This is a genomic window from Nitrosomonas ureae, assembly GCF_900206265.1.
Lineage (GTDB): Bacteria > Pseudomonadota > Gammaproteobacteria > Burkholderiales > Nitrosomonadaceae > Nitrosomonas > Nitrosomonas ureae_C.
In genome coordinates this window covers 1015112-1037558 of record NZ_LT907782.1, presented here as the reverse complement: position 1 = coordinate 1037558, position 22447 = coordinate 1015112, and the positions used below count along the sequence as shown (strand labels likewise).

Genomic DNA, 22447 nt, shown 5'->3' with positions numbered 1-22447 from the left:
TTATTTATGAATCTAATCCTTCAAGGACTGGAAGTTAATAACAGCGATTTACGGTCTGTTGCAAAACTAGCCCATGCAGATGGAATTGAGCGGATTACCGGTCAAGCCTTTCGTTTGACAAATGCGACATATTCCAATGATATCCCTGAATATTGTTTGCACTCGGAATTGGATTTTGCGTTTGTAAAACCCGAACAAAAATTGTCGGATATTAAATTAATTGTAATGGACATGGATTCTACGTTGCTGGCCATTGAATCCATTGACGAGATTGCTGATATGCAGAATTTCAGGCCTGAGGTTTCAGCGATTACACTGCAAACGATGCGGGGTGAAATAAGCTTTGAAGAAAGCCTGACGCGCCGGACCTGGTTATTGCGAGGTTTGCATCAAGATGCATTGCAGAAAGTCTACGATGAGCGAGTCAGGCTTAATCCCGGTGCCGAGAAAATGCTGCAACAAGCGAAGCGGTGCGGGATAAAGACAATGGTGCTTTCGGGTGGTTTTACATTTTTTACCGAACGGATTAAGGAAAAATTGGGGCTTGATTTTGCGGCTGCCAATGTATTGGAGATTGAAAATAATAAACTGACCGGAAAAGTAGTGGGAGAAATTATTGGCAGGCAAGGAAAGGCGCAAGTATTAAAACAAGTGCGCGATAACCTTGGGCTGAAACGTGAACAGATCATTGCGATTGGAGATGGCGCAAATGATCTGGGCATGATGGCTGAGTCCGGGATCAGCATTGCTTATCATGCCAAACCCATTGTTCAACAGCATGCAACGTATTCGATTAATTATGTGGGTTTGGATGGTGTGATCAATCTATTCGCATGAATTTGCAGATTCTTCAGTGCAATAAATGACCTAATAATTGGGTTCATACATCAATGATCTAACATAGTTGTCAAGATCCTCCGGCATACTCAAACTTGTCAGCTTTTCTTGGATAGCCACTTGGCAGACGGCAACAGCGATAGCATGTGAGACTTCACGTACGCGAGTCAGTGAAGGGTAAACTGCGCCGCTGTGAATTTCTTGTTCCGAAACAATGCTTGCTAATACATCTGCGGCGGTCAAAAACATGCTTTGTGTTACCAGTCGGGCGGCACTGGCATATATACCGAGGCCTATGCCTGGAAAAATATAAGCGTTATTGCCTTGTGCAGGCTTAAGTAATTGATTCTTGTATCTTACGGGATCAAACGGACTCCCGCTGGCAAAAATAGCTTGTCCATTGCTCCAATCATAAGCTTGCTCAGCCGTGCACTCGGTATGAGAGGTTGGATTCGATAAAGCGATAATAACCGGACGTTCATTAACGGCAGACATTTCTCGTACAATAGCTTCGGTGAAAGTCCCTGCCACGCCAGTGGCACCAATCAGTACATCCGGTTTGATCGTGCTGATGGCATCAACGAAACTGCAAGCAGGGTGCTCATGTGCAAATGGTTTGATGCGGGGTTTAATATTTTCGTTGTGCGCAGTTACAAGACCTTTTCTATCAATAAACCAAAGTCTTTTCTGTGCTTGCGATTGGTTTAATCCAGCGGCAATGAATGCATTCACGGCCAGTTCTGCAGTTCCGCTTGCAGCAGATCCTGTGCCCAAGAACATGATATTCAGGTCGGTGAATTTTTTCTTGGTAATACGGCATGAGGTATAGATACCCGCTAAAGTAACTGCAGCAGTTCCTTGGATATCGTCGTTAAAACACCGTACTTCCGGGGCATAGCGATCTAAAAATTCAAATGCATGCGGCGACAAGAAATCTTCAAACTGTATCAATGCATTCGGGTAGCGTGATTGCACCGCTTTTACAAATTCATCCACCAGCGAGCGATAAGCATCAGCGTTAATACGCGGGTAAGGATAACCCAGATATAACGGGTCTTCGCGTAAGGGGGTATTGTTGGTGCCTACATCGAGCATGACTGGCATGCATTGGGCCGGATGTATTCCTGCGCATGCAACATACAGAGCGACTTTTCCGATGGAGATACCCATACCATTGGCTCCCAAATCTCCCAAACCTAAAATGCGCTCTCCATCAGTCACAACAATGACCCGGATATCTTCTTCGGGCCAGTTTTTTAGGATGGTGGCAATTTCGCCACGGTCTTCAGGGGAAATATAGAATCCTTGCGCATTCCTGAAAATATGCGCAAATTCCCTGCAAGCTTCTCCCACGGTCGGGGTATAGACTAATGGCATAATCTCTTCGATATGATTAATCATGGTGCGATAAAAAAGCCGTTGATTGCGTTCCAGCAGGGCATTTAAGAATATATATTTTTCTATGGCGCTATTTTTGCGGCGCAAGCTACCGAGTACACGTTCTATTTGCTGGTCTAGGTTTGCAACATTATAAGGAAGCAATCCCCGCAGGCCGTAAAGTTCACGTTCTGCATGTGTAAATCCGGTTGACTTGGTATGAGCCGGGTTGGTCAGCAGTGTTCTTCCATGTAAATTTTTCATAGTGATTGGGATTTCCTGAAAGATTAGAGAATCATACTACTTGTCTTGCTATTCTGGATAATTCTAAGTGATTCCAAATTGGACAATCGAGGTAACGAAAGATAGACTTATCCGTTTTGGTAGGAAATACTTGAGGATTTTTGTTCTCAATGATTCTGGAGGTTTTTGCCGGATAAAGTGAGTCGGATTCGAATCATTGCAATATAACTTCTATGAAATTGCGGCAAAGCAATTTTGATACTTTCTTTGTATAACAAATTCACGCAAAGAAAAGTTGAGTCAATATGAAAAATCTCCCACAACAATAGATTCGATGCAAGTTTGGAAGATCTTTTTGTTAGACACTTTTAGTTGACAGTCTTAATTAATAACTTTAATGAGGTAATCAATAAAATTATGAATCAAACGCCTTTTTCTATGCCTAATCCAAGCTTATATACTGAGGAAGATGTAGCACAATTAGTGCATACTTTTTATGCGAAAGCCAGAAAAGATCCTTCGCTAGGCCCTATTTTTGAAGCGCATGTGATTGATTGGGATGCGCATTTTGTACAAATGACTAATTTCTGGTCAGCGCAATTACGCGGGACTAGCAGATTTCGTGGAGCACCGATGCCTAAGCATATTGCACTGCCAGAACTTACTGCCGAATTATTTGAGCGTTGGCTGCAAATTTTCCGGCAAACCACCGAGGAGATGGGTAATCCGAATTTACAGCAGCATGCCAACGCCATTGCATCTTTTATCGCAGGTCGATTATGGCAGGGTTATCAAATCAGTAATTATCCTGATAAGCAACCGATTGCGCTGCGCACTCTATAGCTTATTATGACCTGATCAAGGTTTAATTTGAATATTAAAAGCAAAATTATTGTTTTCTCTATTCTGGCTACACTGATTCCTGCTGTAGGGTTGGGTATCTTGTCGTTTCAGCAAAATGACGCGATGATCAACGAGAATGTTACGCGTGAGCTCCGTGCTTTGGCTAACTATGCCGGCCGGGAATCAGATTTATGGATTAAGGAGCAGGCTCTGGTTGCGCGTGATCTGGCAACATCTATTTCCACTTCTAAAATTCTTATTGAGGGACTATCCTTAGAAAATCAGCCGCAGAAAAATACATCCAAGGCTCAGCAAGGAGCCCTGGAGCTTTATCTGAAATCAGTGCACCGGCGGCTGGAGGATGTATTGGAATTGACGGTGGTTGATGTGGAAGGTGGAATAGTTGCAAGTAATGTAGCAACACCTTTATCAGTGACGTTATCGCAGAACTGGCCGGAAGATGCTTCTATTCAGGGCGATGTCGTCATTTCCCCGGAGTGGAATGAGAATTATGCAACTGCAATTTTAAGTGTGTCGGTACCCATATTATCGATTGATGACTATATCCTGGGAGCGCTGATTGTAACGTTTGATATGCGCGGCATTCAATCAGGTTTAAAAGATAAAGTTAAATCCCCTCTCGGTGAAGTTCTGTTGCTAGATAAAGCCGGAAATATAATGTTAGCCAGTGATACCGGGGTTCTGAAGACAAATGAGTCGAGGCTGTTTGATCTCGATGTAATGAAACTCTTAAACGAGAATCCGGGAGAATATGAGATTTTTGTGGGGCCACAACAAGAGAAAGTGGTCGGTCTGGCGTACGAATCAGAGAAACTTTCTGTTACGATCGTTGCGTTCAGAAGCTATGAATCTGTTTATTCGGCTTGGGAACAGCAACGTAATTTCTTTGCTGGTCTGATCAGTATCATTATCTTTCTGGTGACAGCCATTGCATTACGTATGAGCCATGCCATTGTGGCTCCTTTGCAGAAACTGATTAACGCCACAGAGAAAATTGTGGAAGGTGATCTCAACGTCGAATTAATCACATCGCAGCGTGATGAGGTAGGCCAGCTTACGCAAAGGTTTAATCAGATGACTGATAAGCTGCGGCAGAATCAGATAGAAATTACTGCTGCAAGTGATGCGATGCAGAAAAAAAATCACTTGTTGGAAACGCTATCGGTTACCGATAGTTTAACGGGGCTTTATAACCGCAATAAGCTGAATGTGATCATTAGCGATCAGCTAGCTCGATATGAACGGAATAAACGTCCTTTTGCTGTACTGATGATCGACGTTGATCATTTTAAGACTTTTAATGATAACCTCGGACACGTAGCTGGCGATGAGGTGATCGCTGCAGTAGCGAAAAAAATCTCACAATCAATTCGCAACGTTGATTTTGCCGCCCGTTATGGGGGTGATGAATTCATTATCATTCTGACTGAAACCGCTGTAAATGAAGCGATGAAAACCGCGGAGCGGATACGTGCACAAGTTGCGAATGTGCATTGCGGTTCGCTTAATAAAACACTCAGAGTTACGCTGAGTATCGGGATTATTCAAAGCGAACCGGAAGATATTTCTTTGACTACGCTACTAGCCCGGGTGGATAGCGCGTTGTACCAAGCCAAGCGTTCCGGGCGTAATCAAGTCCACTGTGTAGCGCCTATGCCGAAAGTAAAGCAGCAACACAGTTGACGCTACGGCGTGTTGTTTCCTCTTACTTCTAACCCTATGTTAAAAACCCATCCTTGATTCTGCTCATGCTGCACCCTTAGCCAGGAACCCAGGCTCGCATTAGCTGATACTTTGGTATCTTTCTTCAGCATGCTGATTATTTTGGCATTGGCATTGGGAGCCGTGCGTATATTGACATTCGTCTTTGTGTGCAATTGTATCGGTGTAATAAATTCAAAAAAGGAATTGTTATCATCGATTGTTTTCTTGCGATTGGGATGCGTGATCAAATCGATCAATTGTTTTGCTTGTGCAACGTAATTCATAGCTGCAGCAAATTGATCCTGAGTAAAAAGGACTGAGGCCGTTTCAACGAGATGATGTGCTTGCACTTGCAGGATTTTATCGGCTGCAGGAATTTGAGCCTGTTTCAAGCGCTCTAGGCTTACTTCAGTTTCCGCTATGGCAGAAGCGGTGCTGGATTTAGTAGCTAACCGATGTAGTTTAACCTGAGTACGGACCGCCTCTTTATTGACCTCTTGCAGTGTTTGCGCTTGATTATTTTGTTTAACCTGCTGATCTCGTATTATTTTGTCCTTTTCTGCAATTATTTTTTCCAGACGGTCAATTTCTTTTTTTAAGCTTTCATCCTCGACTGTGGCTACCGGTAGGGGTTCAATGACCGGGGTTGGGACAGATTCCTGAGATGCGCATCCGCTCAAATTTAAGGCCAATAGGCATAAAGTAACCTGAGTTAATAATGAGCCCAGAAATGTGATGGGAAAAGATGGTATAAATGAGAATAAATAATTCATATTTTTGCTTCCAATAATTTTGGATTGATCAGGATGATATTTATTAATTGATTCATATTCATGCGTTTTGGGATCGAACTGGTTCCAATTGTAGTATGAATGCGAAAAATTTTTATTACCCTTTATCAATAATCCCGTAAATTAATTGCAAGCCCAGGAAATGGATAAAATAGCGTGTTCTTTACAATCGATTGATTTTAAAGGTTTAAGAAGGAATATCGGTACTTGAACGTGATTGAAGCTGCTCTTTCATTGCCGAGTAATTCAAATCCGCTTATCAACTTTCTTTATCATGGGATCAAAATCAATCTTTATATGAGGAATTTCTTATGAAATGGCTCTTCGGAATTATTATTTTAGTTTTGCTCGTGGTGTCGGCACGCTTTAGAAAGTTTGCAGGTTACTTCATTGTGATTGGCATCGTGGGCGGTTCTTTGATTTGGGGATTCCAAGAATACGAGAAAAATAAATCTAAGAGTAGGATTTCTTCTGCAGAAGTGATCTTGAGAAACATATCTTTTGAAGCTATAAACAATAATGAATATGAATTGACGGGGCGCATCGTTAATAACTCAGAGAAATACACATTGAACGGTCTCCAACTAAGAATCAATGCGAAAGATTGCGCAAATGATGGTGATACGCATTGCATCGTTTTCGCGGAAAAAAAAGAATACATCTATATAACGATTCCTCCCGGGCAAGCCAGGGATTTTAAAAAAGAAATAAATTTATACTCAGATCAGAATCTGGAGAATAAGTTAGTATGGGATTATTCGATTGAATACGCAGAATCGAAATGAGTAAATTTTGTTATATCCCGTCAGCTGCAAATTAGGTGGAATGGTTTTCCAGTTTAGATTCCTGCGCATCTCGGGAAATAGGATTCAGGGCGCTCGATGATTCGGAACGCCATCACCGGATAAAACTTGCAGATTCCCGGGTGATACATCCGTGCTTGCAAACGCAGCTGCATTGCATACGGTTGCCAAATCTTCTGACAGATTCAGAGCAAGTTGTGCGCGTTTCAGCGCCAGCCGCGCATGAAGTTTGGCGGCTTCCTGCATGGGCGCATCCCCAATCAAAGCCAGTGATTGAAGCGCTTTCTGCAACCTGATCATCACTTCCACCGTGCCGGCGCCGTCACGAGCGATACCGGTGAAGGCATCATCGAACATGTCGTGAATTGAAATCTCGGGGACTTCCACCCGGTTATACTTCGGGGTGTGTTCCTCTCCAGCCTTGAGAGGGGCATTCCACAGAACAAAGAGCCGCACCAACGTGCCAATAATATTAATAGCCGTGCCGGGATCATTGACTGCGGGCGACAATGCGCGGCAGGCAATCTCCGATAAAACTACAAGGCCGAATCGCGGATCATCATCGAAAAGCCGGTTGTCTCCGATTTGAAACGATTGAATGACTTGCTGCTTGTCGCTCTCTGTTATTTCTCCCGAACAAGTGCTGATGTAGGCCAATTCTCGCCCGGGAGCTGCAAATGTGCCCGGCAAAGCCGCAATCACCACTCGGCCTTCGTTTTCTTCCGCCCATGTCTCAAGGGCTGCAATATCGATATGCTGTACATAGCCTACATGTGACGCGAATACTGCCCATCCGTGAACCTGTGAAACTACCGGTACACCATCGAGGGTGGGCGACTTCTGCCGAAGCCTCAATGCTTGGGCAGTTGCTTGTTCAACCTTGGCGATAGTCGTTCCGATGCGGCCCAGACGAGCAATGCTGTCCACCCAACGCACAAACGTTATGATCACAACGCCGAATACAATGGCCGTGAGGATGAAAAGTGTAAACCGTCCTGCTGCTTCGAAATAACCGTTCTTCATCGCCGTCAAAGCCACAATGCTGTATATGAAAGCGCCAATGAATGTCGATAGTGCATTCTGTGATCGGTCATCGCCGATCACCAGTGAAAATGATCGCGGTGTTGCTGTGCTGCTTGCCGAAGCATAGGCCGAAACCATGGAGGTTACTGCAAAGGTGGCAATAACCAGCATGCTGGCGGCCATGATGGAAAGTATGGTTTCAACAGGCTCGGGTTTAATTGTGGGAAGAATTAACCCTAACTCGGTGCCATCCGCAAGTTTGGCTGCAAGGGCCGCAGCGATCGACAGTAGGCAGGCAGCCAGCGGTTTTACCCAGAGGCGTTCGCGCAGTCGATTGATAAAAAATCTCAGTTGATCGGTTGAAATTATAGAGGGCATCTTGTGCTCCTTTGCGCCGCCACATAACGTTAGGGATAAGTCGGATTTTGACTTGTATTGGCATGCAAATAAATGGAATTCATTATAACGCTGAATAATCTTGTGGCTTCCGCGTATTTCCAAAACAGGTCAAAACGGTCAAGGATGTCTGGAAGAAGAAACTCTTCCTCCCTAACCCTGTCGGATGACTGATGATTAAGAAACTAGAATGGAAGGGGTTTTGCACGATGACGCGGAAAGATGTACAACGTGATTTTTTGGCGTCTGTGGTGGTGTTTCTGGTGGCCTTGCCGTTGTGCATGGGCATTGCCATTGCTTCCGGTGTCCCTCCCGTGAAGGGTATTATCACCGGTATTGTCGGTGGGCTGATTGTCGGGCTTCTTGCCGGTTGTCCGCTACAGATCAGCGGCCCGGCTGCGGGTCTGACCGTACTTGTCTTCGATATGATCCAGCGTTTTGGCGTAGACAAGCTGGGAATAGTGGTTCTGGCGGCAGGCGCCATCCAAATCCTGGCGGGATTTCTCCAGTTGGGTCAATGGTTCCGGGCCGTCTCCCCTGCGGTTATTCAAGGGATGTTGGCGGGAATCGGCGTGCTCATCCTGGCAAGCCAATTTCACATCATGATTGGGGACACGCCTAAGGAAAGCGGGCTTGAGAATATTTTGACCATCCCCGAAGCCATGAGGAAAGGGTTGATTCCTCATGAGGGAGATGACCCGAGCCATTGGGTGTCGGCCCACATCGGAATTCTCACGATCGCAGTCATTATTCTGTGGCAATTCCTGGTGCCCAAAAGGTTTCAATTTGTCCCGGCTCCGTTGGTGGGGGTATTGGTCGCCAGTGGCGTAGCTTATGTGCAAAATCTCTCCATCGATTATATTGAGTTCCGTGATAGCCTCGGTAGCTCGATCGATTTTTTGAAGATAGAGGATTTTGCCTCCCTTCTCGATCCATCCCTATTGTCCATAGCAATCGCCATTGCCTTTATCGCCAGCGCGGAAACTCTTTTATGCGCCACTGCCGTCGACCACATGCATTCGGGGCCGCGGACCCGATACAATCGGGAAATGTCCGCTCAGGGAGTTGGCAATCTTTTATGTGGATTCCTTGGTGCTTTACCCATGACCGGGGTGATCGTCCGTAGCAAAGCCAATATTCAGAGTGGAGGCCGAACCCGTGTTTCAGCTATTCTGCATGGCGGATGGTTACTGCTCTTTGCCGGACTTTTTCCGCAAATACTCGAACGGGTTCCTATCGCGAGCTTGGCCGCCCTTCTCGTGTATACCGGCTATACCCTCATCAATGTGCAGGCTATCCGGACACTTTCCATGTTCGGCCGGGGAGAAGTCGCCGTGTATGCGGTGACCCTGGTGACCATTGTGACAACTAATCTCTTGATAGGTGTGCTTGCAGGGTTCGGTGTGGCACTTGCGAAGCTGATTTATTCAACCAACACCCTTAAGGTTTCCGTCGACCCAGGGATAAACGATAAACCGATTTCCATCAAATTCTCAGGTGCCGCCACGTTCGTAAGTCTTCCCAAGATGGCCAATATCTTGGACGACATCCCCTTGAAGAGAAATGTACATCTCGATTTCGAGGATCTACGCTATATTGATCGCGCATGCCTTAACTTATTGGTTTCATGGAAGAGATTTTATGAAGCCAGAAACGGAACAGTGTCTTTCGATTGGAAAGCGTTGGAAAACAGACTGCTCGGAGGAAAATGGGGGCAGGAGTAGAATTGAGAATATTGTCGATGAATTACATAAATCTTTGTTTTGTAGTCTATATTCGAGATTCTGTTCCCAGCTGTGTTGACCGGGTTTACAGTACCCGCTTTTTTCTTGATTTCCGATCTGACCCCGTTTGTGTTAATTTGGCCACAACAAGGCACTTTTGCACTTCAGTGGATTGCGCGCAGACGAATCGAGTAGTCGATTCCTGACATTGGAATGTTCAATTTTCGACAGCCGCAAAACTTAAAAATGCAGACCTCGGAGGATGAGTCTATGACTGACAGGAAAGCCATGCGAGCAGAGCGAGATTGGAGTTGTCCCAATTTGACGGACATTTTTTTCATGGAGTCGAGAGAGTCTCGACCTGTGAAAGCGAATTGTAGTCTATCGCGATTTGATTTTTCTCATTCAGTTTTCTCTCAAAATTGTTTGGTGATAAGTATCCCAGTCCAGAATGCCTGCGAGTGGGGTTGTACCATGACTCGATCCAGGTGAATATGGCCAGCCTTGCTTCAGTTTTATTTTTCCAGGAGCGCCTATCGATCAATTCACATTCTAGGCTGGCAAAAAAGCTTTCAGCCATCGCATTGTCGTAAGCATCCCCCACACTGCCCATGGAGGGACGCACACCCATTTCCCTGCATCGCTTGCCGAACTCAACACTGGTGTATTGACTACCCTGATCGCTGTGGTGAATCACTTTGCCCGGTTTACGAGTGATTAACGCCATGTTCAACGCACTGATCACCAGACTTGCTGTCATGGTTTCGCCGAAAGACCAGCCCACTACCTTACGGCTGAATACATCGATGACCACGGCTAGGTACAAAAACCCTGCCCAGGTAGGAATGTAAGTCATGTCCGCAACCCATAGTTGATTGATGCTAGCTGCCTTGAAATGACGTTGCACTAAATCCGGTGCAGGGTGGTCACGCTTATTCCGATGAGTCGTGATCACAAAGCCTCGCCTGCGACTCACTCCTTTAATTCCAGCTTCACGCATCAACCTGCCTACGCGCTTATGATTGACCCTGACTCCACGATCGGCTAACTCAACGGTAATGCGGGGGCGGCCATACGTACCATCGCTTGTACGGTATATAGCCATGATCTGCTCGATCAATCGACAGTTGGTAATGGCCCGTCGGCTGGGTGTGCGTTTTGCCCAGTCATAGTAACCGCTGTGCGATACACCAAGTGTTTCACATAGAACACGAGCCGGAAATTGAGCCCGGTTTGCCTTGATTAATTGGTACACCTTCCCCATCAATCCGTGTTGTTTGCAAACCAGGCCGTAGCCTTTGCCAATATGTCACGCTCCATCTCCACACGCTTGAGCTTCTTACGCAATTCCAGCAGCTCCTGCCGTTCGTTGGCACTCAAGGAAACAACACTCGATGTTGCAGCGAAAGCAATTGTCTGGCTTGATCTAATTGGTACACCTGCTGCTCGACACCAGGTTTGTATCGAAGTGTAGTGGCAACCAAATTCCTTGGATAATTGCTTGGGGCATTTGCCTAATGCTACCAATTCCACCATCTGCTGACGAAACTCCGGTGGGTAAGCAGGTTTGTAGTTTTGTGTCATATTTCTTCTCCTTTAAACAGAACATAATGTGTCCGTTCAAAGGGGGCAACTCCATCCTGACGAGTGGACAATGCTCCCTCTTTTCTCATTCACTGCCGATGAAATTGCAGCAAAGGCGAATCTTGCTACCGATATTGTGGAAAGAGTACTCGGGGCATTTGAACTGCCATCAACAGAGCGCAATGAAGGATTCAACGCACTGCACGATTTCAACGTTATTACGGCTATGCCCCTACTGCGGACGCGGAGCGGAGAATTCTTATCACTGCAGACTTACTCATTGGCTGAAGCGATATACGAGGCTCCTCATCATTGGATGTATCAAGACGAGGCATATCGTCCAACACTCTCGAAGAACCGAGGTGACTTCACTGAAGATTTTGTAGCCGAGCGACTCGGCTTGGTCTTTGGGAAGGATCGCGTTTATTTGAATGTAGATATATTCAGAACCAAGGCAGCAAAGGTATCTGATGTAGACGTTCTTGTCGTTTGGGGCAATCGGGCCATCATCGTGCAGGCAAAATCAAAGCGCCTTACACTTGAATCGAGAAAAGGAAATGATCAGGTTATTCGCAACGACTTCAAGAAGGCGGTACAGGTTGCCTATGACCAAGGTGCCGCTTGCGCTAAAAACCTGATCGAAAAGGAATGCAGGCTCGTGGCCGCTGATGGGCGCGAGGTCGTACTGCCGGATGACATCAAGGAGATTTACATCTTCTGTGTCGTCAGTGATCACTACCCAGCTTTGAGCTTTCAGGCACGGCAATTCCTGAAGACAGAATCCATTGATCGGGTACAAGCGCCGTTGGTTATGGACGTGTTTGCTGTGGATGCCATGACCGAAATGCTTCAGTCGCCCCTGCAGCTTCTTAGCTATGTGAACCGACGGGCCAACTACGCTGAGCAACTCATGGCATCGCAGGAACTAACGATCCTTGGCTATCACCTGACGAAGAACCTGTGGGTGCAGTCTGACGTTAATCTGATGCATCTGTGCGATGACTTTTCGGCCGGGTTAGACATTGCGATGGCGGTGAGGCGAGCTGGCGTGCAAGGGGCAGCCACACCCGACGGCGTTCTGACTCGATTTGGGAAGACGACGGTTGGGCGAATAGTGAAAGAAATAGAAGCTCGACCAGACTCTGCAACTATTGATCTCGGCTTCCTGCTCCTAGAAATGAGCGAGCAGGCTGTGAAGGAAATGAGTCGCGCTGTAGACAAACTGGCTGCTCGGACTCGTGCTGATGGTCAGGTGCATGACGTCACGTTCGGATTTAAAGAAGGTTCAGGCATTACCTTCCATTGCACTGATGAGCCATCAAACGTAGCTGGCCCTCGACTGGAGTCATACTGCACGCTTCGTAAGTACCGGGAGAAAGCTTCGCAGTGGTTTGGTCTCTGCATGACTTCAACGGGTCCAGACGTACAATTCGGTGTCTCGCTGCTCTTCCCGTGGAATCAAGATGCGCAGATGGATGAGAAAACCAAAGATATGAAGGAGCCGGTTCCGATCGACCAGGCTCTTCAGACACTGATGATGAGGCGAAGCCGAGCGCGCAAGATTGGCCGTAACGACCTCTGTCCTTGCGGCAGTGGGCGCAAATACAAGAAATGTTGCCTTAACTAAATTGATTGTCCCTCGACCTAAAGGAACTTGGAGACAGGTCTGGAATTGAGAATATTGTTGATGAATACCATATATTTTATGTGTTGTAATCAGCAAGTAGCCCGAATAAGCTTGTGTCTCCAGTAATTGAATTGATCCTAACCTGAAAAGCTTATATGGGCTATAACTAGGGCATATGTGCACAGTTCTGATTCTGATGGTCGCCTCAGATCCACTGCTGACTGATGGGGCTACCAATCATCAATACATTCGACACCAATCTGGTGTATGACCACGATGTGCTGTTTGTTAGAACCCCAAAACAATCCAATGCCGTTAATGTGGCAAGGCTCATTCCGAACCGACACATTATTACCTCGAGATATGCGGGATTGCTTGGAATTTTCTACACCTACCCAACGAAACGACACTTTCAATCCTTCTAGGAATCTCAATACAAAATCATCGAATTATTTCTTAAACGTAAAAATCACTCAATCTGCTGTTTCTTAATACCCTGCCAGACTGACAGATACCCCTCCTATATCAAAAGACCGCGTTACCTCAATATCTCGGTTGCTGTTCGATTGCAACGACTTTGATCGATCTCGGAAAGGATTGATGAAATGACATCGAACTGTCATGAAAGTGAAATATTCAACTTGTAGTATGCATGGGCATTGTTGATGAGGAATTTATGCCAAACCATTTTTTTAAAAAAACAGCTTTATTTTCCAGCGTGATGATTTTGCTGTTATCTACGTCCGTAGTGATGGGGAATAGCCTGGAGAACCTGGCCAAGTCGTTGGCCAAAATTCGCGGTGAAGTGGAAACGCTACAAATGCAACTGGATCTCGAGAAGGAAAAGCACGGCAGCAGAATATCAGCACTGAATTCGCAACTGGCGGATTTAAGTGTTGAAGAGCGGCGGCAAAAACTGAGTATTGAGAAGTTGCAGCATTCCATTGAGAAGCTGGGCGTTACTGCGAAACAGGCAGAGCAATCGGGTGAAAGTTTGAAGCCGGTTCTGCTGGCGGCATTGGGTGAATACCGGCGGCATATTCAAACCGGCTTCCCCTTCAAAATGGAAGATCGCGTCAAGGCGATTAATGATCTGGAAAACAATCTGATCAATCAACAGATAGATCCCAACAAGGCGGTCAACCAGGCGTGGTCATTGATCGAGGATGAAATTCGTCTGAGCAAGGAAAATGGCATTTATCAGCAAACGATCATGCTCGACGGGGAAAAAGTGCTGGTGGATATCGCCAAGCTGGGCACGGTATTTCTTTTCTTTCAAACCAAGGATAACCAAAGCGGCATGGCCAGGAAGCTGGCGCAAGGCGGCTGGAAGTTTGAAATGGTGGATAACGCAGGCGATAGGGAGCGAATCAGGAATTTGTTTGATTCGTTGAAGAAACAAATTCGCCAGGGTTATTTTGAATTACCGAATCCGTTAAAAAAATGAAAATAAAATTATTAATCCTGACACTGTCAATGATTCTGCCGCATTTGGCTTTTGCGCAGGATCAGAAAGGTACTGAAGTCACCGAGAATGTATCGGTTTCAGCACCTGAAAGAAAGCCTGAATCCGCGCCTGCCAAGAAAACAAATTCAATCAAACAAGATACCGTTAACCTGGAAACGGCTTATAAACGTGAATATGCTTTTCTGGAAGCGCAGAAACGTGAATTGGCCGAACGCCTAAGAAATTATCAGGCCAGCGCCAATCGGGAAGAACAGGCGTTGAGCGGTAAAGTCAATGCGCTTGAACGCAGCTCGGTCGAACGTTCAGCCAGAATTGATCAGTTGAGCGCACAGCTTACCGAATCGGAACACAAGGAAGCCGCTGTGATAGAACGTAGCGATGCTCTGGAAACCACCTATTTGCAAGCTGAAGGGACGTTGAAGAATCATGGCATAGAAATGCCCGAGGCAATGAAGGAAGCCAAGGATAACGATCCGGTCAAAGTTGATTTTTTGTTTAAGCAGGCATTGTCTTTACTGCGGAATCTCGGCGCAATCCAGACCAAGTCAGGTCATTTTTTCTTGGCCGACGGTAAACAGGTTGAAGGATCGTTGATTCATCTGGGCAATATTGCAGCTTATGGCATCAGCGACGGTGGCAGCGGGAGTCTGGTTCCTGCGGGAGGAGGGGATTTCAAGGTTTGGAAAAATGCGGGTGCAGAAAACGCCACTGCATTGAGCAAGAACGAACAGCCGGATGTTTTGCAGTTGTATCTATTTGAATCACGCACCAGCTCCATTGATGAATCCCCTGAGAAAACCCTCATAGGCATTATCGATTCCGGAGGTCCCATTGGTTGGATCATCGTAATACTGGGCGGCTTTGCAGCTTTGTTGTCTCTGATCCGTGCCCATTTACTGCGGACGAATAGCGCTAACACCCAACAATTGACGGAGCAGATTCTTGGTGAATTGGCTTCCGGCGATCTGGAGGTGGCCAAGAAAAGCTGTGAAGACAACTCCTCCGCGATCGGGCGCGTGTTGCACTACACCCTGCGCCATTTGAAAGATGACCGGGATCATATGGAAGGCATCGTGTACGAGGCCATTCTGCAAGAATCCAGCCCATTGGATCGTTTTGGCACGGCAATATTGGTGATTGCTTCCGTAGCGCCGCTGCTCGGTTTGCTGGGTACGGTAACCGGCATGATCGAAACCTTTGACATGATTACCGAATTTGGTACCGGTGACCCTAAACTTTTGTCGGATGGTATCTCGATTGCTCTGGTAACAACACAACTCGGCTTGATCGTGGCCATTCCGGCGCTGATGCTGGGGTCATTGCTGTCTTCCTGGGCGAAAAACATTAAACGCGATATGGAGCATTCAGCGCTCAGAATCATCAATGTTTTTTTGGGTGGCGGACTGGATATCGATGAACCGAATGTATCCATTGTGGACGAATCTGCCTTGGCCTTAGGTAGTACTTGAAATGGATTTCGCGGAATTGATTCTGATCATAAAACAGCTGCTGGCGGCGGGCGGAATCGTAATGCCGCCTTTAGTGCTGTGCATCCTATTGCTATGGTATGGCTTGGGTTATCGATTCTGGGTAATGAAATCACCCAAAAGCATGGGTGTGCGCGACTTATTGAAATATTACCAGCAACACGATGACAAGCCCGCCGGAAGTATCGTTGCTCAGGCCATTAAGCAAGGCGTTCGATTGCAACAGAAAGGGGTGAAAAATCTGCGACGTCATTTGGATGCTGCTTTTTATGAATATGAAAGGGAGATCGGTAGATTTTCCGTTTTGGTGCGCATCGTCATCATCATTTCTCCTTTGTTGGGTTTGTTGGGAACAGTAATCGGGATGATTGAAACATTCGATTCATTGGCAACGATGACCTTGCATTCGCAATCCGGGGGAATCGCCGGGGGTATTTCACAAGCTTTGTTTACCACCCAGATGGGACTCACGGTCGCCATCCCCGGTTTGCTGGCGCACAGCATCTTAAACCGCAAGCAGCATCAAATAGAGTTGGATCTCGCGCAAGTCAAGGACCTGCTGTGTCATCAGATCCATAGCCATCACCCAACCAAGAGTTTTTCATCATGAGACACAAAGAATCGGCGGAAGTAGAAACCACCATCGATATGGCGCCCTTGATCGATATCGTTTTTATCTTATTGATCTTTTTTATGGTGACAACGACTTTTGTCAAGGATATGAAACTGGAGTTGGAGCGACCCAAAGCGAATAGCGCCGTAGCGGCATCGAGCAAGGCGATCCGTTTGTTTATCGATCGCAATGGCGATACGTACATGGATGGCGAACCCGTGCGGTTGTGGTTGATACAAAGCAAGTTACGCGATGCGCTGAGCACGGCCTCCAACAAGATTGTTCTGGTGGTGACGGATGAAGGTGTGCCGGCAGGAAGATTGGTAGAAGTAGTGGATCAGGCGCGTTTGGCGGGTGCCGAAAGCGTAGGTGTTGCAACTAAAAAAGAAGCGGGGTGAAGAAAATGAGAACTATCAATATGAAACAGCATTTGGCTGGAGCTGTGTCGATGTTATTCGGCCTGGTATTTGTATTTGGGTTGATCGTGATACTAAATCACTACATGGGAAAGATTGAAAGAACGCCTCCCCAGGACGTGACGGAAATCTCCATGACGCGGGAGATCAAACAAGAACCCAAAAAAGAGATCAAGAAAGTGGAGCCTAAAAAGCAGGTATCCCGTCCGCAAGCGCCCGCGCCTTTCAAAGGATTGGATACTGCGCTATCCGGCATTGATTTGGGTTCGCTGGGTTTGGATAACGGACAACGCGATATTGACGATGGTTTGCTGGGTAAAACCGGTAACGCCGTCATGACCGCCGATCTGGTGGATATTCCACCTAAACCGATAGCGCGCGGATCGTTCAAATATCCGCCGACAGCCAAAAGGAACGGTATCAAGGGCTATGTTGTCTTGTCGGTGTTGGTTGAAACCGATGGTTCCATCAATCAGGTACAAGTGCTGGAGTCCAGTCCATCCGGGATTTTTGATGCGGCAGCGCTGCAAGGCATTCGCGCTTGGCATTTTGAACCGGCGAAGTACAAAGGTGACACGGTTCGTGTCTGGGCCAAGCAAAAAATTCGCTTTGATTTATCTTGATCGTTGATATGAAAAACCACGGGCTCTGGCAATTTCATTACCTGATTTATGTGGCTATCGCCCTGAGTTGTTACGCTTATCCTGCGGGAGCAAGCGATAATAAGGCGCAGCAACCCACCGATTTTATTGAATTGGCTGCGGTCATGCTTAAAGATGGGCATCATGACCGCGCTTTGCTGGCATTGCAAAGTGTCGATTTAGGCAATAAAAAAACCGATCTGGCCCGATTTTATACGCTGCAAGGTTTATCGTATCTGGGATTGAACGACCTCGAAGCAGCCAAAGACAGCTTGCGGCTAGCAGTCAAGAATGGACAAAAGGATCCATCCATCTTTATCTATTTGGCGCAAGCTTACTTCGGAGTGAAAGATTACAAGAATACCCTTGATGCCCTTGAAAAGGCCGGTGCGTTGGTTAACAAGGATGCAGTCTTAATCAGTTTGAAAGCGGAATCCTATTGGCACTTGCAACGAACCACAGCGGCGATCGATACCTTGAACGCAGGGCAGCGCACTTTTCCATCGGATTCTCGTTTTCTCAAGCGCAAGGTGTTTTATTTTGTTGAATTGGGACTCTATCAGGAAGCTATCCGATTAGGCCGGGAATATTTCAAACGCGCGGATGCAACCGCTACGGATTATGTCGCCTTCGGCAATGCATTGCGTTTGAGCCGGGAATATCGGGAAGCCATCAACATTCTTGAAGTTGCGCGCCTGCAATACCCGCATGAGGAAATGGTGGCAAAACTGCTGGCGCATACTTATCTGGATCAGGGGCAGTTGAATTCCGCAGCATTTATTCTGGAGCAGGCTTCATTATTGAATCCTGTCTTACAGGCGGAAGCCGCCGAAATCTACCGGCGCGCAGGCCGGTTTCACAAAGCCTTGACGCTCAATGAAAGCATCAGTGATCAAAAAGTGAAGTTGAAACAGCGGTTATCGATTCTGCTGGCATTAAAGCAATTCGAACATGCCGCCAATATGGAGTCCAGTTTGTACCGTACCGGCTTATTGGAAGACCAGGATATTCGCTATGCATTGGCTTATGCGCTATTTTCGAGCCGCCGTTTTTCCGCGGTCGATAAGCACCTGCAACATCTCACGAACGCTGAACTTTTTCGCAAAGCCACGGAACTTCGCCGCTTGATGGAAGTATGCAAAAACGAACCCTGGCAATGCACCTGATGCGTACGCTCGCCATGCCGCCTTAACCATCCGCCCGGAACGGCTCTTTCGGTCAATCCATAATTAGAATTTATCTCCATGAACCAGCGTGTTGTAAGTGGAGAGGGGGCTTGATACGCCAAATGAATACAAAAAAATTAAAAAAAATTTTCTGGTTTTGCAGCATAATCGCGATTGCTTTGATCAGTACCTTTGCTCGGGCTGAAACTGAGAAAGCCGAGTTTGCGATTTATTTATTTCAGAACGGAATGCCGATTGAAAATGCTGAGCTATCCATTACCAGTGAATGGTATGACAAATCCAATGCAGCATTAATTTTTGAAGCCACGCCCTCAACCTATAATTGGCGTTCGGACGGGGATTCCGCGTTGAAAACCAATGCGAATGGCAGCATTGCGGGGAAATTACCGCCCGGATCGTATCAATTCACGCTCAAAACCCAGGATCAAGAATTTACTTTCGATTTACCCCTGCGTCCGGCTGAGAACGCGCAAATACTGATCACCTTCTATCCCGGAAAAAAGCAGCCATTGCTCAATATTGAAAGCTCGGTCGCAGGAACGTTAGCCGGTATGGAGGCAACCGCGAGCGAAGCGCAAGATCAGGGGGAGGGTATTATTTCCGTGCAAGTGATATCCGCAGAAACACAGAAACCGATCAAGGATGTACAAGTTTTTCTGAGTGGATCCCAGCAAAAATTAAGAACGGATGAGCAAGGTCGGATAAGTGCCACGGTTGCGGCCGGCAGTTACAGCGTTTCTTTGTTACATAGCGCTTTCAGCAGCCAAACGCAGGATGATGTCAAGATCACTGACGCGCAAACCACCGAACTCAGCTTCAAGCTTACCCCTGCAGGGGTGGAATTGGCTGAATATGTGGTTTTGGAGCCCCATCTGGCAGGTACGGTGGCTTCGGTGATTGAAGAGCAACGCACCGCCACATCTGTTTCAACCGTATTGGGTGCCGAGCAATTTAGCCGTGCGGGCGATAGCGATGCCGCTAGTGCGTTACGAAGGGCATCCGGACTCACGCTGGTCGGCGGCCAGTTCATTTTTATCCGTGGATTGGGTGAGCGATTCTCAACCACACTGGTGAACGGTGCAGCGATTCCCAGCCCGGATCCGACCCGTCGCGTGGTGCCACTGGATCTTTTCCCCACCAATATTCTTGAGAGTGTGCAGGTGCAAAAGACCTACTCGCCGGATCGCCCGGCGGAGTTTGCCGGGGGCACGCTGGAGATGCGCACGCGCGGCATTCCGGATGAGTTCTTTTTCAACCTCAATTTGCAGGCGGGTGTTAATGACAATACCACCTTTCAGGAAGGTTTGACGTACAAGGGAGGCGGCATTGACTTTACCAGTTATGACGATGGCGCGCGCGCCATGCCCGATTCGCTGGATGCTGCAATCAAGGATGGAAACCTGCGTCCGCAATCCCCCTTTAATCCGAATGGCGTTACGCCCGTGCAACTGGAAAAACTTGGCGAGGATTTGTCAGGGGTGTGGGATGTCAACAGGAAAAAGATCGGCCCCGATACGGGCATGCAAGCGTCTGTCGGCGATCGTTTTTCTTATGGTGATTTTACCTGGGGTTACATTGCAGCGGCTGGCTGGAAACAGGAATTTAGACGGCAGAACGAAATCAACCGCGAATTTGCTACGGATGATGGCGAGTTGATCAAAAAAATGGATTTTGATACGCAACGGTCGCTGCGCGAAGTGCATCTGACGGGTTATGGCGGAACAGAACTGCAATATAAGGATACGCATAAGCTTTTTGCGAAGACCATGTTCTTGCGCCAATCTTTCGATGAAGCCAGAGTTGCTCAGGGATTTACCGATGCTGAAACTTTTGATATCCGCAGAACGCGGCTTAAATTTTTCTCGAATCAATTATTCATGCATCAGGTAGGGGGTGAGCACCGGTTTGATCAATTGAAGGATTTTACCGTTAACTGGTTGTTTACCGATGCCACCGCCGATCGGGTTGAGCCTAAAACACGCGATTATCGTTACGATGATGTTTCAAGAAACGGCAATTTCTCTTTTTCGCGTCAGGTGGATAGCAATCAGATCATGTATTCCGATCTGATTGACCGGGATCGAAGCTGGCGTGTCGATGGGAAATTGCCATTAGAGGTTTTGCGTGATTATAAAATAACGATGCACGGCGGTTTTATCACCCAGGATAAAACCCGTGACTCGAATATTCAGCGCTTTAACTATTTTACAACATCCTTCGATAATTCCGTTTTAGCTCAACCCTCGGTGGAAAATATCCTGCAACCCGCCTTCATCGGGAGGAATGGATTTCAACTGCGTGATGTCACCCGGGCCAGCGAAAGCTACACCGCGTCTCAAAACCTCTTTTCTTATTATGGAAAAATGGACTGGTTGCTGCACGATAGAGTCAATATCACCGGTGGATTGCGATGGGAAGATAATGATCAGAAGGTCAATACATTCAAGGATAATTTGCCCACAACCGCAAGACTGAACAGAGTTGATATGTTACCGGCAGCAACGGCTACGATGTTTCTTACGGACAAACAGCAACTGCGAGCGGGTTTTAGCCAAACATTATCACGACCGGATTTCAGGGAATTATCCATCGCTCCCTTTACCGATATCAATACCAACCAGGAAACCATCGGTAATCCGAATCTCAAACAAACCGCGATCACCAACTGGGATGTGCGTTGGGAATATTACTTATCGCCTAGTGAAAACATCTTTGCCGGTTTTTTCTGGAAAGATCTGACCAATCCCATCGAGTTGGTCACTCAAGTGGGCTCTGGCGTGCTGAATACTTATCAGAATACGGATAAAGCGAATATTTATGGGTTTGAATTTGAATTGCTAAAAAAATTGGATTTTGTGCATCCGCAATTGCAAAATTTTTATGTAGGTGGCAATTACACATGGTCTACATCGAAGGTTCAATTAAGCGCCGAGAATCTGGCATCGCTGACGACCGTCGAAAGGCCCTTGCAAGGTCATTCTTCGCATATCGTTAATTTTCAGATCGGCTATGATAATCCGGCCTGGAAGACACAGGCGACCTTATTGTACAACGTCTCCAGCAAACGTATCGTAGCCGCAGGGCTACTGGGAACGCCCGATAAATACGAGCAGCCCTTTCATCAAGTCGATTTTGTGCTCAGCCAGAATTTGTATCGGGGAATATCGATGCAGGCATCAGCACAAAATCTATTGGATGACGATGTGCTCATCATGCAAGGTGACGAAATCAGCAGGCAGTTCCGCCGTGGACGCTTCTTTAACTTTAGTGTTCGCTTGGCTTATTGATTGTAGAAAATAATACAATTTTCACATCATGAAGCGCATGATTTTTCGATCACACCATTGATGCCGCTGTTACCTGATGCTATATCAAAAACAGAACGCCGGGAGCTCCCGGTAAGATCTATCATATCTCTTAGCTTTACCGATCGTTATTAATCCCTCCAGGGAGTGGTTTTTTGCATGTGTTTGACAAGCCCATACAAAAATTTCCAATTAACTTCCTACACATACAGTCAGAATTATCTGAATTGTCATTCAATGATTTTTGTGCCACAGTGCCTGATCTCGTCAATATATTCTAATAAAAATAATTTAAATTAACGACTTGCGGTATGCGATGGAATATTCTGCTGATAAGTATCCCAATCATTTAACCAC

Annotated in this window: 18 protein-coding genes; 13 read left to right on the top strand and 5 right to left on the bottom strand. The window is 46.6% G+C overall.

The window, feature by feature from the left end:
* Positions 1 to 6 precede the first annotated feature (6 nt).
* Entirely contained in the window at positions 7 to 837 is an 831-nt protein-coding gene (serB, locus tag CPG39_RS04700) for a phosphoserine phosphatase SerB (RefSeq protein WP_096292277.1), read from the top strand.
* 30 nt (positions 838 to 867) lie between these two features.
* On the opposite strand, the gene CPG39_RS04695 is transcribed toward serB, so the two are convergent.
* Positions 868 to 2478, bottom strand: a complete 1611-nt coding sequence (locus tag CPG39_RS04695) for an NAD-dependent malic enzyme (RefSeq protein ID WP_096292276.1) — start codon at positions 2476 to 2478, stop codon at positions 868 to 870.
* A 396-nt stretch (positions 2479 to 2874) separates the two neighbouring features.
* On the opposite strand from CPG39_RS04695, the gene CPG39_RS04690 reads away from it, so the two are divergent.
* Positions 2875 to 3300: a group III truncated hemoglobin gene (locus CPG39_RS04690; RefSeq protein WP_096292275.1), complete on the top strand. Its 426-nt coding sequence runs from the start codon at positions 2875 to 2877 to the stop codon at positions 3298 to 3300.
* Between the two features lie 27 nt (positions 3301 to 3327).
* Positions 3328 to 5004: a diguanylate cyclase gene (locus CPG39_RS04685; protein ID WP_096292274.1), complete on the top strand. Its 1677-nt coding sequence runs from the start codon at positions 3328 to 3330 to the stop codon at positions 5002 to 5004.
* Positions 5005 to 5006: 2 nt separating this feature from the next.
* On the opposite strand, the gene CPG39_RS04680 is transcribed toward CPG39_RS04685, so the two are convergent.
* Positions 5007 to 5798 carry an SH3 domain-containing protein gene (locus tag CPG39_RS04680; protein ID WP_231990396.1) on the bottom strand — a complete coding sequence of 264 codons (792 nt, stop codon included), beginning with the start codon at positions 5796 to 5798 and terminating at the stop codon, positions 5007 to 5009.
* A gap of 329 nt (positions 5799 to 6127) precedes the next feature.
* On the opposite strand from CPG39_RS04680, the gene CPG39_RS04675 reads away from it, so the two are divergent.
* Positions 6128 to 6601 carry a hypothetical protein gene (locus CPG39_RS04675; protein ID WP_096292273.1) on the top strand — a complete coding sequence of 158 codons (474 nt, stop codon included), beginning with the start codon at positions 6128 to 6130 and terminating at the stop codon, positions 6599 to 6601.
* A gap of 84 nt (positions 6602 to 6685) precedes the next feature.
* Here CPG39_RS04675 and CPG39_RS04670 read toward each other — a convergent pair whose 3' ends face one another.
* Entirely contained in the window at positions 6686 to 8020 is a 1335-nt protein-coding gene (locus CPG39_RS04670; protein WP_096292272.1) for a DUF2254 domain-containing protein, read from the bottom strand.
* A gap of 191 nt (positions 8021 to 8211) precedes the next feature.
* On the opposite strand from CPG39_RS04670, the gene CPG39_RS04665 reads away from it, so the two are divergent.
* Positions 8212 to 9762 carry a SulP family inorganic anion transporter gene (locus CPG39_RS04665; RefSeq protein ID WP_231990395.1) on the top strand — a complete coding sequence of 517 codons (1551 nt, stop codon included), beginning with the start codon at positions 8212 to 8214 and terminating at the stop codon, positions 9760 to 9762.
* A gap of 337 nt (positions 9763 to 10099) precedes the next feature.
* Here CPG39_RS04665 and CPG39_RS04660 read toward each other — a convergent pair.
* A protein-coding gene (locus CPG39_RS04660) for an IS3 family transposase (protein WP_231990253.1) occupies positions 10100 to 11346 on the bottom strand; the annotation gives its coding sequence in 2 pieces (ribosomal slippage) (positions 10100 to 11064 and positions 11064 to 11346; 1248 coding nt in all).
* Between the two features lie 70 nt (positions 11347 to 11416).
* On the opposite strand from CPG39_RS04660, the gene CPG39_RS04655 reads away from it, so the two are divergent.
* Positions 11417 to 12973, top strand: coding sequence for a nuclease-related domain-containing protein (locus tag CPG39_RS04655; protein WP_231990394.1), 1557 nt, complete (start codon positions 11417 to 11419; stop codon positions 12971 to 12973).
* 230 nt (positions 12974 to 13203) lie between these two features.
* Here CPG39_RS04655 and CPG39_RS14335 read toward each other — a convergent pair whose 3' ends face one another.
* Entirely contained in the window at positions 13204 to 13383 is a 180-nt protein-coding gene (locus CPG39_RS14335; RefSeq protein WP_145956209.1) for a hypothetical protein, read from the bottom strand.
* 266 nt (positions 13384 to 13649) lie between these two features.
* On the opposite strand from CPG39_RS14335, the gene CPG39_RS04650 reads away from it, so the two are divergent.
* From CPG39_RS04650 to CPG39_RS04620, 7 genes are all read left to right on the top strand, one after another.
* Positions 13650 to 14420 carry a DUF3450 domain-containing protein gene (locus CPG39_RS04650; RefSeq protein ID WP_231990393.1) on the top strand — a complete coding sequence of 257 codons (771 nt, stop codon included), beginning with the start codon at positions 13650 to 13652 and terminating at the stop codon, positions 14418 to 14420.
* Positions 14417 to 15910 carry a MotA/TolQ/ExbB proton channel family protein gene (locus tag CPG39_RS04645; protein ID WP_096292270.1) on the top strand — a complete coding sequence of 498 codons (1494 nt, stop codon included), beginning with the start codon at positions 14417 to 14419 and terminating at the stop codon, positions 15908 to 15910. Before CPG39_RS04650 ends, CPG39_RS04645 begins: the two co-directional genes overlap by 4 nt.
* Position 15911: 1 nt before the next feature.
* Positions 15912 to 16538, top strand: coding sequence for a MotA/TolQ/ExbB proton channel family protein (locus CPG39_RS04640; RefSeq protein WP_096292269.1), 627 nt, complete (start codon positions 15912 to 15914; stop codon positions 16536 to 16538).
* Positions 16535 to 16939: an ExbD/TolR family protein gene (locus tag CPG39_RS04635; RefSeq protein ID WP_013648059.1), complete on the top strand. Its 405-nt coding sequence runs from the start codon at positions 16535 to 16537 to the stop codon at positions 16937 to 16939. Before CPG39_RS04640 ends, CPG39_RS04635 begins: the two co-directional genes overlap by 4 nt.
* A 5-nt stretch (positions 16940 to 16944) precedes the next feature.
* Complete coding sequence (locus CPG39_RS04630) at positions 16945 to 17580, top strand: energy transducer TonB (protein WP_231990392.1); 636 nt, start codon at positions 16945 to 16947, stop codon at positions 17578 to 17580.
* Positions 17581 to 17588: 8 nt separating this feature from the next.
* Positions 17589 to 18764: a tetratricopeptide repeat protein gene (locus CPG39_RS04625; protein ID WP_096292267.1), complete on the top strand. Its 1176-nt coding sequence runs from the start codon at positions 17589 to 17591 to the stop codon at positions 18762 to 18764.
* Positions 18765 to 18886: 122 nt separating this feature from the next.
* Positions 18887 to 22072, top strand: coding sequence for a TonB-dependent receptor (locus CPG39_RS04620; protein WP_096292266.1), 3186 nt, complete (start codon positions 18887 to 18889; stop codon positions 22070 to 22072).
* The last annotated feature ends 375 nt before the right edge of the window (positions 22073 to 22447 follow it).

Coding starts and splice junctions, on each gene's coding strand:
- CPG39_RS04680 (WP_231990396.1), bottom strand. CDS start 5,798: ATGAATTATTTATTCTCATTTATACCATCTTTTCCCATCACATTTCTG.
- CPG39_RS04690 (WP_096292275.1), top strand. CDS start 2,875: ATGAATCAAACGCCTTTTTCTATGCCTAATCCAAGCTTATATACTGAG.
- serB (WP_096292277.1), top strand. CDS start 7: ATGAATCTAATCCTTCAAGGACTGGAAGTTAATAACAGCGATTTACGG.
- CPG39_RS04655 (WP_231990394.1), top strand. CDS start 11,417: ATGCTCCCTCTTTTCTCATTCACTGCCGATGAAATTGCAGCAAAGGCG.
- CPG39_RS04650 (WP_231990393.1), top strand. CDS start 13,650: ATGCCAAACCATTTTTTTAAAAAAACAGCTTTATTTTCCAGCGTGATG.
- CPG39_RS04665 (WP_231990395.1), top strand. CDS start 8,212: ATGATTAAGAAACTAGAATGGAAGGGGTTTTGCACGATGACGCGGAAA.
- CPG39_RS04645 (WP_096292270.1), top strand. CDS start 14,417: ATGAAAATAAAATTATTAATCCTGACACTGTCAATGATTCTGCCGCAT.
- CPG39_RS04640 (WP_096292269.1), top strand. CDS start 15,912: ATGGATTTCGCGGAATTGATTCTGATCATAAAACAGCTGCTGGCGGCG.
- CPG39_RS04620 (WP_096292266.1), top strand. CDS start 18,887: ATGAATACAAAAAAATTAAAAAAAATTTTCTGGTTTTGCAGCATAATC.
- CPG39_RS04625 (WP_096292267.1), top strand. CDS start 17,589: ATGAAAAACCACGGGCTCTGGCAATTTCATTACCTGATTTATGTGGCT.
- CPG39_RS04670 (WP_096292272.1), bottom strand. CDS start 8,020: ATGCCCTCTATAATTTCAACCGATCAACTGAGATTTTTTATCAATCGA.
- CPG39_RS04630 (WP_231990392.1), top strand. CDS start 16,945: ATGAGAACTATCAATATGAAACAGCATTTGGCTGGAGCTGTGTCGATG.
- CPG39_RS04675 (WP_096292273.1), top strand. CDS start 6,128: ATGAAATGGCTCTTCGGAATTATTATTTTAGTTTTGCTCGTGGTGTCG.
- CPG39_RS04695 (WP_096292276.1), bottom strand. CDS start 2,478: ATGAAAAATTTACATGGAAGAACACTGCTGACCAACCCGGCTCATACC.
- CPG39_RS04635 (WP_013648059.1), top strand. CDS start 16,535: ATGAGACACAAAGAATCGGCGGAAGTAGAAACCACCATCGATATGGCG.